The sequence below is a fragment of the Micromonospora sp. NPDC004540 genome, assembly GCF_040610095.1.
Classification (GTDB): domain Bacteria; phylum Actinomycetota; class Actinomycetes; order Mycobacteriales; family Micromonosporaceae; genus Micromonospora.
In genome coordinates this window covers 35722-51093 of the sequence record NZ_JBEXLR010000040.1, presented here as the reverse complement: position 1 = coordinate 51093, position 15372 = coordinate 35722, and the positions used below count along the sequence as shown (strand labels likewise).

Below are 15372 nucleotides of genomic sequence, written 5' to 3'. Positions count from 1 at the left end.
GGGCGCCGTGGCGTCGGCGGCGGTGGGCGCCGGCCCCGGCGGGGGTGGCGGTGGCCCGTCCTGTGCTGCCGCCCCGGGGCGGGGCGGACGGGCAGCGTCCTCGGTCATGCCTCCGATCCTGCTGCCCCGGCCGCCCGAGCGTCCTCAGGACCCGACCCTGACCCCACCCTGAGATCCCGGGCCCGCGAATGTCCGGGGCGTCCCCGTGGTCCGGGGCGGTCCGGCCGTGTGACGATCGGGACGTCGGCCGTCGCCGGCATGCCGTCCCCGACCCGGGAGCCTCCGATCACCAGCACCGTGACCCCGCACCCCCCGCGCCTCTACCGGGCCACCGAGCACCGGCTGGCCGCGGGGGTGGCCGCCGGCCTCGCCGAACACCTGGGCATCTCGGTGCTCCGCGTCCGGGTGGCCTTCATGGTGCTGCTCGGGCTGAGCGGTCTCGGGCTGCTGCTCTACGCCGCCTTCTGGGCGGTGGTCCCGCCCCGGCCCGGCGACACCGCCGTCCCGCCCCGCCGCGACCTCGCCCAGCTGCTGCCCTTCGTGGCGATCGGGCTGGGCGTGCTGCTGCTCCAGGTCGTCGCCTTCGACTCGGTGGGCGCGGCCGGCACCGCCGGCTGGCTGGTCGCCATCATCGCGGTCGGCGCCGGGGTGATCTGGCACCAGTCCGCGCCGGAGCGCCGCCGGCAGTGGGGCGGCTCCATGGCGGTGCCCTGGCTGGGCGCGGTCGTGGAGGAGAGCGACCGGCGCGCGTTCGTGCTCCGCTTCATCGGCGGCGGGGTGCTCGTCGCGGTCGGCATCATCGGCGTGGCGGCGGTCTACTCGCCGGCGCAGAACTTCGACGCGGTGCTCAACGGCATCATCTTCGCGCTGGTCGGGCTGGCCGGGGTGGGCGTGGTGACCGGTCCGGTGCTCTGGCGCACCTGGAACCAGCTCCGCTCGGAGCGCGAGGGCCGGATCCGCGAGCAGGAACGGGCCGAGCTGGCCGCCATGGTGCACGACCAGGTGCTGCACACCCTCGCCCTGATCCAGCGCAACGCCGGCGACGTCAAGACGGTGCAGCGGCTGGCCCGGGGTCAGGAGCGGTCGCTGCGGAACTGGCTCTACAAGCCGACCGCCTCGCCGACCGAGCGCTTCGCGGCCGCGCTGGAGCAGGCCGCCGCCGAGGTGGAGGACACGTTCGCCATCACCGTGGAGACGGTGGTGGTCGGCGACCGGGAGACCGACGAGCGGGTCGGGGCGCTGGTCGCCGCCGCCCGGGAGGCCCTGGTCAACGCGGCCCGGCACGCCGAGGTACGCACCGTCTCGCTCTACGCCGAGGTGGAGCCGGAGCAGGTGAGCGTCTTCGTCCGGGACCGGGGCAAGGGCTTCGACCCGGATACGGTGGAGGATCACCGGCACGGCGTCCGGGGTTCGATCATCGGACGGATGAAGCGGCACGGTGGCCGGGCGGAGATCCGGTCCGAGCCGGGGGAGGGGACCGAGGTCCGGCTGATCCTGCCGATCAGCGGCTCCGGCTCCACGGCGGAAAGGGACAGATGACCATGGTCGAGCAGGAACCGGTCGAGGGCGCGGCACCCCGGGACGGGCGGTTGCGGGTGTTCCTCGTCGACGACCACGCGATGTTCCGGGCCGGCGTCCGCGCCGAGCTGGGCGCGCGCGTCGAGGTGGTGGGCGAGGCCAGCACGGTGGCGGAGGCGGTCACCCGGATCGCGGCCATGCAACCGGACGTGGTGCTGCTCGACGTGCACATGCCGGACGGCGGCGGCCGGGCGGTGCTGGAGGCGATGCGGCGTACCCACCCGCAGGTGCGGTTCCTGGCGCTGAGCGTGTCCGACGCCGCCGAGGACGTGATCGGGCTGATCCGGGCCGGCGCCCGGGGCTACGTCACCAAGACCATCTCGCCGGAGGAGCTGACCGACGCGATCCGGCGGGTGGCCGACGGGGACGCGGTGTTCAGCCCGCGGCTGGCCGGCTTCGTGCTGGACGCCTTCGCGTCCCGGCCGGACGCGCCGGTGGCCGACCCCGAGCTGGATCAGCTCACCAACCGGGAGCGCGAGGTGCTCCGGCTGCTCGCCCGGGGGTACGCGTACAAGGAGATCGCACGGGAGCTCTACATCTCGATCAAGACGGTCGAGACCCACGTCTCCAACGTGCTGCGCAAGCTCCAGATGTCCAACCGGTACGAGTTGTCCCGCTGGGCCGCCGACCGCCGGCTGGTCTGACCGGCCCGGCCGGGCCGGCCCGGGGCGTCACTCGGTGCGCAGCACGGTGAACGCCTCGGCCAGCCGGCCGGTCGGGAGGCCGGCGTTGTCGGCCATCGTGGTGAGCCGGTCCCGGACCCAGGTCGGCACGTCCAGGTGGGCGGTCTGCGACCGGTGCGCCTCCATCGCGGCGATCTTGCGGTCGACCTGGTCGGTCACGTCGACGACGTGGTCCGGGCCGGGCCCGCCGGCGTACCAGATCTCCCGGACCACCCACGGTTCCAGCCCCTCGTCGAGCAGTTCGGGGAAGGCGAAGCGGTTGCGCGAGTCGGGGTAGACGGCGCAGGTGGCGGCCTCGCCGACGGCCAGGTGGTCGGGGTGGCTCGGGCCGGCCAGGTGCTCCCAGCGCCGCAGCGGCGAGCTGGTGAGCACCCGGTCCGGCCGGAACCGGCGGATCGCGGCGCTGATCTGCCGGCGCAGCGTCAGGCTGGGGCTGAGGATGCCGTCGGTGTGGCCGTCGAGGAAGTCGACCCGGTGCACGCCGACCGCTGCGGCCGCGGCCCGCTGCTCCGCCTCGCGCCGGGCCGGCATCTTCTCGCGCGGCGTGTTGTCGAAGCCGCCGGAGTCTCCGCGGGTGGCGATGAGGTAGGCGACCTCGATACCCTCATCCACCCAGCCGGCTATGGTGCCCGCACAGCCGAAGTCGACATCATCCGGATGGGCAAAAACCGCGAGGGTTCGGCGGACGTCGGGAAGGGCCGGAGCGGACGCGGGGAAGCTCACGGCGCTGAGCCTACGCGGGTGGTCTCGCCCCGTGTGGCCGTGTCTTACCTGTTCAGAGGGGTAGGAGCCGGGCCTTTCATGATCTTTTCTCAAGTATCGGCAACGTGGCGGGCAACTAACGTCTTGATAACGGCACCTTCACGCAAAGGGCTGGTGAGTGTCACAGTGGCAGCACCTCACCCCCCGGTGTGAGGCACCCCGTCGGGCCCACCGACCACGTGACGCCGCCTCCACGCGACGGCGCGTGGCCGTCGACCCTGCGCGGTGTCTTCGTCGAAGGGTGTGGCGCCCGGCGGATCGGTACCCCTGGGGTGTCCCGATTTCCTCTGCGGTAACCGGCGACCTGTGGTTCGGGTCGTCGGCGGTGTCACCCCCCAAACGTGCGTGAAACCCACGACGGAACCAGGTTAGAAAGAGGAGGCCCCTCGGAATGAGAGTCTCGAAGCGGGCGAGCGGCGCGCTCGCGGTGGGCGCGGCACTCGCGCTCGTCGCGACCGGCTGCTCCAGCGGCAACGACGACGGCGGCGACGCCAGCGCCAGCAAGGACGGCGCGATCGTCATCGACGGCACCCAGCCGGAGAACCCCCTGGTTCCGGCGAACACCACCGAGACCGGTGGCGGCAAGATCATCGACTGGGTGTGGAGCGGCCTGGTCGAGTACCCCAACAACGGTGGGGCCCCGCAGAACCTGCTTGCTGAGTCGATCGAGACGAGCGACTCGAAGGTCTTCAAGATCAAGATCAAGCAGAACACCAAGTTCCACGACGGCACCACCGTCAAGGCCGAGAGCTTCGTCAAGGCCTGGAACTGGGCGGCCTACGGCCCGAACGGCGCGCAGAACGCCTCGTTCTTCTCCGACATCCAGGGCTTCGGCGACACCTACACCGAGGACCCGGACGGCCCGGAGGGCCCGAAGAAGGCCGCGGAGCCGAAGGCCAAGGAGATGTCCGGCCTCAAGGTCATCGACGACTGGAACTTCGAGGTCACGCTCTCCGCGCCGACCGCCGTGTTCCCGACCAAGCTCGGCTACAGCGCCTTCATGCCGCTGCCCGACGCCTTCTTCGCCACCACTCCGGCGGAGTTCGGCAAGAAGCCGATCGGTAACGGCCCGGTCAAGCTCGTCTCCTGGCAGGACGACGTCGAGCTGAAGCTCACCCGCTTCGACGACTACAGCCTGCGCGACAAGATGAAGATCAAGGACGTCACCGTCAAGATCTACCAGGACGACACGGCGGCCTACAACGACCTGCTCGCCGGCAACCTGGACTTCCAGCAGCAGGTCCCGGTCTCCTCGCTGGCCGGTGACAAGTGGAAGACCGACCTGGGCGACCGGGCGGTGCAGACCACCGTCCCGTCGAACGGCATCATCGCCTTCCCGATCTACGACAAGCGGTTCCAGAACAAGGACCTGCGTCGCGCCATCTCCCTGTCGATCAACCGGCAGGAGGTCACCGACAAGATCTTCTTCGGTAACCGCAAGCCGGCCGACAGCTGGGCCAACCCGCTGACCCCGGGTGCGACCCCGGGCGACTGCACCGCCTGCAAGTTCGACCCGACCGAGGCCAAGCGGCTGCTGCAGCAGGCCGGTGGCTTCCAGGGCAAGCTGACCCTGTCGTACAACGCGGACGCCAGCCACAAGGAGTGGATGGAGGCCGTCGCCCAGCAGATCAAGACCAACCTGGGCATCGACGCGGTCGCCGTGGGCGTGCCGACCTTCGCGGTCTTCCGGGCGAACATCAACGCCTACAAGATGACCGGCCTGTACCGCGCCGGCTGGCAGCAGGACTACCCGGACGTGGAGAACTGGATCAACCCGCTCTACGTGACCGGCGGTTCCTCGAACGACGGCAAGTACAGCAACCCGCAGGTGGACGCCCTCGCCAAGGAGGCCTCCGCGGCCCCCAGCCTCGAGGAGGCCCACAAGAAGTTCGCCGAGGCGACCAAGCTGATCGACCAGGACGTCCCGGCGATGCCGATCTACTTCAGCGGTGAGCAGTCCGGCCACTCGGAGAAGATCAAGAAGCTGGAGCTGTCCAACGTCGGCGAGCTCGACATCACCTCGGTCGAGCTCTGATCCGAACGGTCTGACCCCGGGTCGGGCTCGCCTACCGGTGAGCCCGACCCGGGGCCGTTCCGCGAGGGGGTGTACAACGGACCCCTCGCACGTTGTCACCATTCGTGTCGGCCGCCCCGGCACACCCCCTGTCTGGAGGACCACCCCATGGGCCGTTATCTCTTGAGACGGCTGCTGCAACTCGTGCCGGTGTTCATCGGCACGACGTTCCTGATCTACTGGCTCGTCTGGTCGGTGCCCGGCGACCCCTTCGCCGGCAAGTGCGGCGACCGTGGTTGCCCCCCGAACTACCGGGCCATGATGACCGAGAAGTACCATCTCGACGATTCGATCTGGGTGCAGTACGCCAGCTACATGAAGAACCTTTTCCAGGGCGACTTCGGTATCACGTTCGGCGGTCGCGAGATCAGCGACATCATCGCCACCTCGTATCCGAACACCCTGAAGCTGGCGGTGGTCGCGCTCGCCATCGAGGCCATCATCGGTCTCGGCGCGGGCGTCCTCACCGGTCTCCGGCGCAACGGCTTCCTGGACAACCTGGTCCTGATCTCCACCCTCTTCCTGATCGCGCTGCCGGTCTTCGTCATCGGCTTCGTGCTCCAGTGGCTGCTCGGCGTCAAGTGGGGGATCATCAACCCCACCGTCTCGAACGAGATGCGGTTCAGCGAGCTGATCGTGCCCGGCTTCGTGCTCGGTAGCGCCTCGATGGCGTACATCGCCCGGGTGGCGCGGACGAGCATCGCCGAGAACCGGCGGGCCGACTACGTCCGCACCGCCATCGCCAAGGGCCTCCCCATGCGTCGGGTCGTCGGCGTGCACCTGCTGCGCAACTCGCTCATCCCGGTCGTGACCCTGCTCGGCACCGACCTCGGCGCCCTGATGGGCGGCGCGATCGTGACCGAGGGCATCTTCGGCATCAACGGCATCGGCCGCCAGGTGCTGCGGGCCATCGTCACCAAGGAGAGCGCTACCGTTGTCGGCATCGTGGTGGTGCTGGTGCTCGTCTATCTCGTGATGAACCTGCTGGTGGACCTGCTCTACGCCGCCCTGGACCCGAGGATCCGTTATGAGTGACCCGAGTACCGCGTCGATCGTCTCGACGCCGCCCGCGACCATGCCGACCGAGGCCGGTTCCGGCGCGCCCGTCAACGCCGGCCTGCCGGAGAGCGCGCAGAAGCAGCAGAAGCCGCGCGGCCTCCTCGGTGACGCCTGGCGCGACCTGCGCCGCAAGCCGTTGTTCTGGATCTCGGCGGCCTTCATCGTGCTGTTCATCGTGATGGCCGCGTTCCCGTCGCTGTTCACCTCGGGTGACGCCGTCAACGGCGCGCTGTCCCGCAGCCGGGTCGAGCCGTCCTCCGACGCGTGGTTCGGCTACGACGTGCAGGGCCGCGACGTGTACGCCCGGGTGATCTACGGGGCTCGCGCCTCGATCGTGGTGGCGCTGCTGTCGACCATCGGCACCCTCCTGATCGGTGGGGCGATGGGCATCATCGCCGGCTACCGCGGTGGCTGGGTGGACGCGCTGCTCTCCCGGATCGCGGACATCTTCTTCGGCCTGCCGTTCGTGCTCGGCTCGATCGTCATCCTGACCACGTTCAACGGCTCGGGCACCGAAAACAACGAGTGGCAGATCATGGGGCTGGTCATCATGTCCCTGACCGTGCTGAGCTGGCCGGTCGTGATGCGGCTCATGCGCTCCTCGGTGCTCGCCACCAAGGAGGCCGACTACATCGTGGCGGCCCGCGCGCTGGGCGCCGGCACCGGTCGGATCATCCTCAAGCACCTGCTGCCGAACTGCCTGGCCCCGCTGCTGGTCTACGGCACGATCATGGTCGGCTCGTTCATCGGCGCGGAGGCCACGCTGTCCTTCCTGGGCATCGGCCTGAAGAGCCCGGTCGTCTCCTGGGGCATCATGATCAGCGAGGCGCAGAACTACATCCGGGTCTCGCCGTTCCTGCTGTTCTTCCCCGCCGCGTTCCTCGTCACCGCCGTGCTGAGCTTCGTCATGCTCGGCGAGGCGGTCCGCGAGGCCCTCGACCCGAAGCTCCGATAGGGGAACTGAGTTGTCCGACATTCTCGTGTCCGAGCAGTCCGCGCCGGGCGCCGACGGATCCGGCCGCCCCTCGGGCCGCCTGCTCGAGGTCGACGGCCTGCGGGTGGAGTTCCGCACCCGGGACGGCGTCGCCAAGGTCATCAACGGGGTGACGTACCACGTCGACGCGGGAGAGACCCTCGCCGTGCTCGGCGAGTCCGGCTCCGGCAAGAGCGTCACCGCGCAGACGATCATGGGCATCCTCGACACTCCGCCCGGCTTCGTCACCGGGGGCCAGGTCCGCTTCCACGGCAAGGACATGCTCAAGATGTCCGCCGAGCAGCGGCGTCGGATCCGGGGTGAAGGCATTGCGATGATCTTCCAGGACTCGCTCTCCGCCCTCAACCCGGTTTTCACCGTCGGCTTCCAGATCGCCGAGCAGTTCCGCATCCGGCGCGGCATGAGCCGCTCGGACGCCAAGAAGCGCGCGGTCGAGATGCTCGACCAGGTGAAGATCCCGAACGCCAAGGGTCGGTACAGCAACTACCCGCACCAGTTCTCGGGTGGCATGCGGCAGCGCGCCATGATCGCCATGTCGTTGGCGCTCGACCCCGAGGTGCTGATCGCCGACGAGCCGACCACCGCGCTGGACGTGACCGTGCAGGCCCAGATCATGGACCTGCTCGGCGAGCTCCAGCGGGAGCGGCAGATGGGCATGATCCTGATCACCCACGACCTCGGCGTGGTCGCCGACGTCGCGGACCGGATCGCGGTCATGTACGCCGGCCGGATCGTCGAGGAAGCCGACGTGTACGACCTGTACGCCAAGCCGGCGCACCCGTACACCCTCGGCCTGCTCAACTCGATCCCGCGGATGGACGAGAAGGGGCAGGAGCTCCGCACCATCAAGGGCCTCCCGCCGAACCTGATGAACATCCCGCCGGGCTGCGCCTTCAACCCGCGCTGCCCGATGGCGCAGCCGGTGTGCCGGGAGAAGGTGCCCCCGTTGCTGCAGTTGGGCCGCGGCCGGGCCAGCGCCTGCCACTTCGCCGAGGAGCTCGTGAACCGTGACTGAGAACATCATCGAGGTCCGTGACCTGGTCAAGCACTACCCCGTGACCCGGGGTGTGGTGTTCAAGAAGACCATCGGGCACGTCAAGGCGGTCGACGGCGTCTCCTTCGACCTGAAGGCCGGCGAGACGCTCGGCGTGGTCGGCGAGTCCGGCTGCGGCAAGTCGACGCTCGCCCGGGTGCTCATGAACCTGGAGAAGCCGACCGCCGGCCAGGTGCTCTACAAGGGCCAGGACATCTCCAAGCTCTCCGGCGGCGCGCTGCGGCGCCTGCGCCGGCAGATCCAGCTGGTGATGCAGGACCCGTACACCTCGCTGAACCCGCGCATGACGGTCGGTGACCTGATCGGCGAGCCGTTCGAGATCCACCCCGAGGTGGCCCCGAAGCGGTCCCGCCGGGACAAGGTCAAGGAGCTGCTCGACCTGGTCGGCCTCAACCCGGAGCACATCAACCGGTACCCGCACCAGTTCTCCGGCGGCCAGCGGCAGCGCATCGGCATCGCCCGGGCGCTGGCCCTGCGGCCCGAGGTCATCGTCTGCGACGAGCCGGTGTCGGCCCTGGACGTGTCGATCCAGGCGCAGGTGATGAACCTGCTGGAGAAGCTCCAGGGCGAGTTCGGCCTCTCGTACGTCTTCATCGCCCACGACCTGTCGGTCGTGCGTCACCTCTCCGACCGGGTCGCCGTGATGTACCTGGGCAAGATGGTGGAGGTCGGCACCGAGGACGAGATCTACGAGCGGCCGACCCACCCCTACACCCAGGCGCTGCTGTCGGCGGTGCCGGTGCCGGACCCGACCGTGCGGGAGAGCAAGGCGATCATCCGGCTCCAGGGTGACGTCCCCTCGCCGGTCAGCCCGCCCTCGGGCTGCCGGTTCCGCACCCGGTGCTGGAAGGCGCAGGACATCTGCGCCCAGGAGGTGCCGCTGCTCCAGATCCGGCGGGGCTCGGACCACCCGAGCGCCTGCCACTTCGCGGAGAAGCGGGAGATCGTCGCCACCCACGAGGCGGCCTGATCCACCCCGGACCGCCTGCCGGCGTCAGCCCGACGCCGGCAGGCGGTTCGTCGTATCCGGTCCCGGTCGGCACCGCCGCGGGACTCCCGCGCCGCCGGCACGCCTCACAGCGGCCCGCGGCCGGCGCGCAGCAGCAGCAGCGCGAGCTGGGTGCCGTCCGCGCCGAGCGCCTGGCGGAACCGCTCCAGGATCTCCCGCTCGCGGGAGAGCACCAGCCGGGTGCCGCCGGAGGCCATCCGGGTGGCGCCGACCTCCTGGGAGAGCGCGGCCCGCTCCTGCCAGAGCGCGATGATCGTGCGGTCGATCTCGTCGATCCGCTCCCGGATCCCGCTGATCCGCTCGGCCGCCGCCGAGTCGTCGGTGCCGGTCCGGGCCGCGGCGGCCCCGGTCGGGTCACCGCCGGCGGGTCGGTCGTGCGGCGCCAGGCTCCCGCTGGACTCCACCACGTCAGTCATCATCGTCGTACCCCTCGGGGTCTCGGGCCCGGTACCCGGATCCCGGGACGGAAAAGCCCCGGGCTCCAGGAGCCCGGGGCTTTTCGTAGGTCTGTGATCAGGCGCGACCCACGGCTGCCGGACTCCCGGTGCCGTAGTAAAAGTAGAAGCGCTGACCGAACACGCCGTCGAGTATGCCGACCCGCGGGCCGGACGGCAAGGAAACCCGCCAACAGGTGGGACGTGACGCCTTCGTCTCGTCCGGTGCCGCGTGGGCGGGAAGTGTCCGGCCGTCGGCATAGACTCGCCGTGCGATGCATCCTCTCTTCGACATCCCCGCGTCCCCGCCCGCGCCGGAGCCCGGGGCGACCCCGCCGCACCGACCCGGGTCCCACGACGACTCCGGCTCGGCTGGCGGCCATAATTCGGCCTCCGCGCCGCTAGACGGCGCTCCGGACCGAATGAAGGCCGGCCCGTCGCCGCGCCGCGACCCGAAGCCGTCGGCTCGACAGGACCCGCAGGCCCTCCTCGCCGGCCTGAACGGTCCCCAGCGGGACGCGGTCACCCACGCCGGTTCCCCGCTGCTCATCGTGGCCGGCGCCGGCTCCGGCAAGACCCGGGTGCTGACCAACCGGATCGCCTACCTGCTCGCCGCGCGGGACGTGCACCCCGGCGAGATCATCGCGATCACCTTCACCAACAAGGCCGCCGGTGAGATGAAGGAGCGGGTGGCCGCCCTGGTCGGCCCGCGTGCCCGGTTGATGTGGGTCTCGACCTTCCACTCGGCGTGCGTCCGGATCCTGCGCGCCGAGCACGAGCACGCCGGCCTCAAGTCCACCTTCTCGATCTACGACGCGGACGATTCCCGCCGGCTCATGCAGCTGGTCGCCCGCGAGCTGGACCTGGACCCGAAGCGCTACCCGGCACGCGGCCTGGCCGCCCAGGTCTCCAACCTCAAGAACGAGCTGGTCGACCCGGAGGAGTTCGCCGGCCGCGCCAAGGGCCCCAACGAGCGGGCGCTGGCCGAGGCTTACACGCTCTACCAGCGGCGGCTGCGCGAGGCGCACGCGCTGGACTTCGACGACCTGATCATGACGACGGTGCACCTGCTCCAGTCGCACCCGCACGTCGCGGAGAGCTACCGGCGCCGGTTCCGGCACGTGCTGGTCGACGAGTACCAGGACACCAACCACGCCCAGTACGTGCTGATCAAGGAGCTGGTCTCCGGCACGGAGGGCGTCCCGCCGGCCGAGCTCTGCGTGGTCGGTGACGCCGACCAGTCGATCTACGCGTTCCGCGGCGCCACCATCCGCAACATCCTGGAGTTCGAGCGCGACTTCACCGACGCCCGGACGATCCTGCTGGAGCAGAACTACCGCTCCACCCAGACCATCCTCAACGCCGCCAACGCGGTGATCGACCGGAACACCTCGCGCAAGCCCAAGCGGCTGTGGAGCGACGCCGGGGCCGGCGAGCAGATCGTCGGCTACGTGGCCGACACCGAGCACGCCGAGGCGGACTGGGTGGCCCGGGAGATCGACCGGCTGGTCGACGCGGGCGACACCCGCCCGGGCGACGTGGCCGTCTTCTACCGCACCAACGCCATGTCCCGCGTCTTCGAGGAGGTGTTCATCCGGGTCGGGCTGCCCTACAAGGTGGTCGGCGGGGTGCGCTTCTACGAGCGCAAGGAGGTCCGTGACGCGCTGGCCTACCTGCGCGCCGTGGTCAACGACGACGACACGGTCAGCCTGCGCCGGATCCTCAACACCCCGCGCCGGGGCATCGGCGAGCGGGCCGAGGCGTGCGTGGAGGCGCTGGCCGGCCGGGACCGGATCTCCTTCGGCGCGGCGCTGCGCCGGGCCAAGGACGCCCCGGGGATCTCCACCCGGGCCGCCAACGGCATCGCCGAGTTCGTCGCGCTGCTCGACGACGCGCGCGAGCTGGCCGCCACCGGCACCCCGGAGGAGGTGCTGGAGGCCCTGCTGACCCGCTCGGGCTACCTGGCCGAGCTGGAGGAGAGCCTCGACCCGCAGGACGCCGGCCGGGTGGACAACCTCCAGGAACTGGTCAGCGTCGCCCGGGAGTACACCGAGCGGATCGAGGCGCTGGGCGAGGAGGACGAGCGGGCCACCCTGGCCGGCTTCCTGGAGCAGGTGGCGCTCGTCGCCGACGCCGACCAGATCCCCGCCGACGACCCGGACCACCAGGGCGTGGTGACCCTCATGACGCTGCACACCGCCAAGGGGCTGGAGTTCCCGGTGGTGTTCCTGAGCGGCCTGGAGGACGGCGTCTTCCCGCACCTGCGCTCGCTGGGCGACACCCGCGAGCTGGAGGAGGAGCGGCGGCTGGCCTACGTGGGCATCACCCGGGCGCGGCAGCGCCTCTACCTGTCCCGGGCGGTCACCCGCTCGGCCTGGGGCGCGCCGGCCTACAACCCGCCGTCGCGCTTCCTGGAGGAGCTGCCGACCGAGCTGGTCCGCTGGGAGCGCACCGAGGGGTCGTACACCTCGTGGGCCGGTGGGGGCGGCGGCGTCGGCGGCCGGGCGGACCGGGTGCCCGGCGGGCGCGGCGGCTTCACCGGGGGCACGCCCAAGGCGACCCAGCTCGCCAAGCGGCTCGGGGTGGACGCCAGCCGGCTCGCCACCGCGAGCGAGCTCAAGCAGGCGCCCAAGGTCGCGGTGGGCGACCGGGTCAACCACCAGCGCTACGGCCTCGGCCGGGTGCTGGCGGTGGAGGGGCAGGGCCCGGGGGCGCGGGCGCAGATCGACTTCGGCGACCAGACCATGTGGCTGGTCCTCCGGCACGCCCCGATCGACAAGCTCTGAACCGAGTGAGGCCCGGCCCGCGACGCGCCGGACCGGGCCCCTCCCTCGTGCCGTGGCCGTCAGCAGGCCACGTTGATGCCCCGGGCGCGCAGGAACGGCGCCGGGTCGATCTGGTTCCACATGGCGCCCTTGTGCACCTCGAAGTGCAGGTGCGGGCCCGTGGAGTCGCCGGTGGAGCCCTCGTAGCCGATGACCTGGCCGGCCTTCACCCCGTCGCCGACGCTGACGATCAGGCGGCTCTGGTGGGCGTAGTGGGTCAGGTAGCCGTTGCCGTGGTCGATGAAGACCGAGTTGCCGTAGCCGTCGCCGGCGTCGCCGGCCTTGACCACGATGCCCGCCGCGGCGGCGTGGATCGGGGTGCCGGCCGGCAGGGCGAAGTCGATGCCCGCGTGCAGGGTGCCCCACCGCTGCCCGAAGCAGGAGGTGATCTCGGCGCCCTTCATCGGGATGACCCAGGCCGGCTTCGGCTTGGTGGTCGGCTTCGGCTTCGACTTGGCCGAGGCGGTCTTCGTCGGCTTCGGGCTGGCCGTGCTCGGGCTCGGCGACGCGGTGGCCGAGGGGGTGACCGGGGCGGTCGACTCGCGGGCCGAGCGGTCGGCGCGGGCGGCGGCCTCAGCGCGCGCCTGGGCGTCGAAATCGACCGCGGCGGGGGTCGGGGTGCCGTGGTCGACGGTCGCCGCCGAGACGCCGCCGACACCGAGGCCCAGCAGGGCCACCGCGCCGACGACGAAATATGCGGTACGCCGGACCGGGCGCTGCCGCCGGTGCCGGGCGGGAGCGATGTCCGGGGTGTTCTCGTTCTGGATGGAGCTGTCTTCCTGCACGGAAACCTTCATCAGTCGAGGGGCACGTGACCTCGAAATACTGGTGTCGGCCGGGGTCGGGCCGGGTATGGGGTTCCGGAGGACCGGCGAGGCCGGTGACGCGACTTTCCTGGTTTCCGCCGAGAGGGGCGATTTGCGGCGGAAAAGGATCATGCGTGGCTGTGGCGCCGCCCACAATCGGCGCTGTGACCCAGCAGACTTTGGCACAGACGAAACCGCCCGGATCGACTGATCCGGGCGGTCAACGGGCGGTACGCAGTGTCAGGACGCGGCTACCTCGCCGTAGATTGCCTCGACTTCGAGCTGGATGTCCACTCCGCGTTCCCCGAGCCACGGCACCGGGTCCCGCGGCTCGCCGTTGACATGGATCTCCAGGTGCAGGTGCGAACCGTAGGAGTGGCCGGTGTTGCCGACCAGGCCGAGCTGGTCGCCCGCCTTCACCTGCTGACCCTCCTTGACGGTCACCGCCGAGGAGTGGCCGTAGATGGCCTCGCTGCCGTCCGGGTGCTGGACGATCACCGCGTAGCCGTAGCCGCCGAACCAGCCGGCCTTGGTGACCTGGCCGTCGTGGATCGCCTGGTAGGGCGTGCCCTCCGGGGCGACCAGGTCGATGCCCGTGTGCAGCTTGCCCCAGCGCATGCCGTAGGGCGACTGGAAGTCGTAGCCGTGCAGGGGGAGCAGCCAGGTGTCCTGCTCGGCGGCGGTCTTGCCGCCGCGGCCGTCACGGCTGGCGACGTCCGCGCTGTCGGCCCGGGCCGCGGCGTCCTGGCTGGTGATCGAGGCCTGCTTGAGCTCGTCGAGGACCGACGGGCTGACGCTCTTGGCGTCGGGGAGGGCGTTCGCGCCGAGAGCGACGATGCCGGCGCCCACGAAGGCGGTGGTGACGACCGCGGCGTAGCGGCTCCGCGGGGGGGTGGGTACGCGGCGGCGGCCGCGATATCTATCGGGCTCAGACGACAGGCGCTGGCGCACGCACACCCTCCGTTGTCGGGGATCCGATGCGACCTCGGACCGTTCGGTGAAGCTCCGTCGAACCTCCGGTGTCGCGTCGTCACCCGTCCGTGGACCTGATGACAACCGTGGACACGTTAGCCAACCGCCACTCCCGTCACAAGCCGAAGCGCCGAATTGGCGTTTCGTTCTGTCCGTTTCCATCCGCTCTTGTCATAGCTCGTGCCCCCGGTCGGGTGGCCCAGCAACCGCCCGTTCGTCGCGGACAGTGACCGATCGGCGGAGGTGTCCGGCTTCCGGCCCGCGAGGCCGGGCGGTAAGGCGCAGCCCGGGTTTCCGGCCCCGGGCAGGGCGGGTTACCGTTCGTTCAGGTCAGGAGTCCGGAGCCGGTGAAAGGTGTGCGCTGATGAGCTCTCGTATCCGGGTCGTCGTCGCGAAGCCCGGCCTGGACGGCCACGACCGGGGCGCGAAGGTCGTCGCCCGTGCCCTGCGTGACGCGGGCATGGAGGTCATCTACACCGGCCTGCACCAGACCCCGGAGCAGATCGTGGAGACCGCGATCCAGGAGGACGCGGACGCGGTCGGCCTCTCGGTGCTCTCCGGTGCGCACATGACGCTCTTCAAGCGGGTGCTCGAACTGCTCGCCGAGCGCGACGCGGCCGACATCGTGGTCTTCGGCGGCGGCATCATCCCGGACGCCGACATCCCGGAACTCGAGCGGCTCGGCGTCGCCAAGATCTTCACCCCCGGCGCCACCACCCAGTCGATCGTGGAGTGGGTCCGCGAGAACGTCGCCCAGACGGTCGCCTGATCCGTCGCCGCCGGCGGAGTCCCTGCCGGCGCTGACGCCCCGGCCCGGCGGCGCCGCGTTCCTTCCTGGCGTTGCCGCGTCTCATCGGGGCGGTGCCGCCTCCTTTCCGACGGGGTCGCTTCGTTCCCAGTCGGCTGCGTCCTTTGCCGGCGGCGCTGGCGTGCCGGCCGCCGAAGCCGAGGGTGGTCGTGTCGGCCGCTACGAACTTGATGACGTGAACGGATCAGCCCCGGCGGGTCGTCACCTCAGCCGGGCGTGGTCGTGTCGGCCGCTACGAACTTGATGACGTGAACGGATCAGCCCCGGCGGGTCGTCACCTCAGCCGGGCGTGGTCGTGTCGGCCGCTACGAACT

At 70.7% G+C, this 15372-nt stretch carries 13 protein-coding genes; 9 read left to right on the top strand and 4 right to left on the bottom strand.

From position 1 onward, the window contains the following. Window positions 1-258 precede the first annotated feature (258 nt). Together ABZV78_RS15880 and ABZV78_RS15875 are read left to right on the top strand one after the other, a co-directional pair. Complete coding sequence (locus ABZV78_RS15880) at window positions 259-1539, top strand: PspC domain-containing protein (RefSeq protein WP_355639138.1); 1281 nt, start codon at window positions 259-261, stop codon at window positions 1537-1539. A gap of 2 nt (window positions 1540-1541) precedes the next feature. Further along, window positions 1542-2222 (top strand): response regulator transcription factor, encoded by a 681-nt coding sequence (locus ABZV78_RS15875; RefSeq protein ID WP_355639134.1) that lies wholly within the window; start codon window positions 1542-1544, stop codon window positions 2220-2222. Window positions 2223-2249: 27 nt separating this feature from the next. On the opposite strand, the gene ABZV78_RS15870 is transcribed toward ABZV78_RS15875, so the two are convergent. Next, complete coding sequence (locus tag ABZV78_RS15870) at window positions 2250-2984, bottom strand: PIG-L deacetylase family protein (RefSeq protein ID WP_355639132.1); 735 nt, start codon at window positions 2982-2984, stop codon at window positions 2250-2252. A gap of 430 nt (window positions 2985-3414) precedes the next feature. On the opposite strand from ABZV78_RS15870, the gene ABZV78_RS15865 reads away from it, so the two are divergent. The 5 genes from ABZV78_RS15865 to ABZV78_RS15845 all read left to right on the top strand — a co-directional run bounded on the left by ABZV78_RS15865 (window position 3415) and on the right by ABZV78_RS15845 (window position 9174). Continuing rightward, complete coding sequence (locus ABZV78_RS15865) at window positions 3415-5058, top strand: ABC transporter substrate-binding protein (protein ID WP_355639130.1); 1644 nt, start codon at window positions 3415-3417, stop codon at window positions 5056-5058. A gap of 147 nt (window positions 5059-5205) precedes the next feature. Beyond that, window positions 5206-6132, top strand: coding sequence for an ABC transporter permease (locus ABZV78_RS15860; protein WP_355639128.1), 927 nt, complete (start codon window positions 5206-5208; stop codon window positions 6130-6132). Continuing rightward, window positions 6125-7111 carry an ABC transporter permease gene (locus ABZV78_RS15855; RefSeq protein ID WP_355639126.1) on the top strand — a complete coding sequence of 329 codons (987 nt, stop codon included), beginning with the start codon at window positions 6125-6127 and terminating at the stop codon, window positions 7109-7111. Before ABZV78_RS15860 ends, ABZV78_RS15855 begins: the two co-directional genes overlap by 8 nt. Before the next feature lie 25 nt (window positions 7112-7136). Further along, complete coding sequence (locus ABZV78_RS15850; protein ID WP_355639136.1) at window positions 7137-8165, top strand: ABC transporter ATP-binding protein; 1029 nt, start codon at window positions 7137-7139, stop codon at window positions 8163-8165. After that, window positions 8158-9174: a dipeptide ABC transporter ATP-binding protein gene (locus ABZV78_RS15845; RefSeq protein WP_355639124.1), complete on the top strand. Its 1017-nt coding sequence runs from the start codon at window positions 8158-8160 to the stop codon at window positions 9172-9174. Before ABZV78_RS15850 ends, ABZV78_RS15845 begins: the two co-directional genes overlap by 8 nt. A gap of 104 nt (window positions 9175-9278) precedes the next feature. Here the strand turns inward: ABZV78_RS15845 and ABZV78_RS15840 are convergent, their stop codons facing one another. Next, window positions 9279-9632: a chorismate mutase gene (locus ABZV78_RS15840; protein ID WP_355639122.1), complete on the bottom strand. Its 354-nt coding sequence runs from the start codon at window positions 9630-9632 to the stop codon at window positions 9279-9281. Window positions 9633-10069: 437 nt separating this feature from the next. On the opposite strand from ABZV78_RS15840, the gene pcrA reads away from it, so the two are divergent. After that, window positions 10070-12433: a DNA helicase PcrA gene (pcrA, locus tag ABZV78_RS15835; RefSeq protein WP_355639120.1), complete on the top strand. Its 2364-nt coding sequence runs from the start codon at window positions 10070-10072 to the stop codon at window positions 12431-12433. Between the two features lie 59 nt (window positions 12434-12492). Here the strand turns inward: pcrA and ABZV78_RS15830 are convergent, their stop codons facing one another. Continuing rightward, entirely contained in the window at window positions 12493-13269 is a 777-nt protein-coding gene (locus ABZV78_RS15830; RefSeq protein ID WP_355639118.1) for a M23 family metallopeptidase, read from the bottom strand. A gap of 249 nt (window positions 13270-13518) precedes the next feature. Continuing rightward, window positions 13519-14229 (bottom strand): M23 family metallopeptidase, encoded by a 711-nt coding sequence (locus tag ABZV78_RS15825; RefSeq protein ID WP_355639116.1) that lies wholly within the window; start codon window positions 14227-14229, stop codon window positions 13519-13521. 385 nt (window positions 14230-14614) lie between these two features. Here ABZV78_RS15825 and ABZV78_RS15820 point away from each other — a divergent pair, with 385 nt between their 5' ends. Beyond that, complete coding sequence (locus ABZV78_RS15820) at window positions 14615-15019, top strand: cobalamin B12-binding domain-containing protein (protein WP_355639114.1); 405 nt, start codon at window positions 14615-14617, stop codon at window positions 15017-15019. Window positions 15020-15372: the final 353 nt, after the last annotated feature.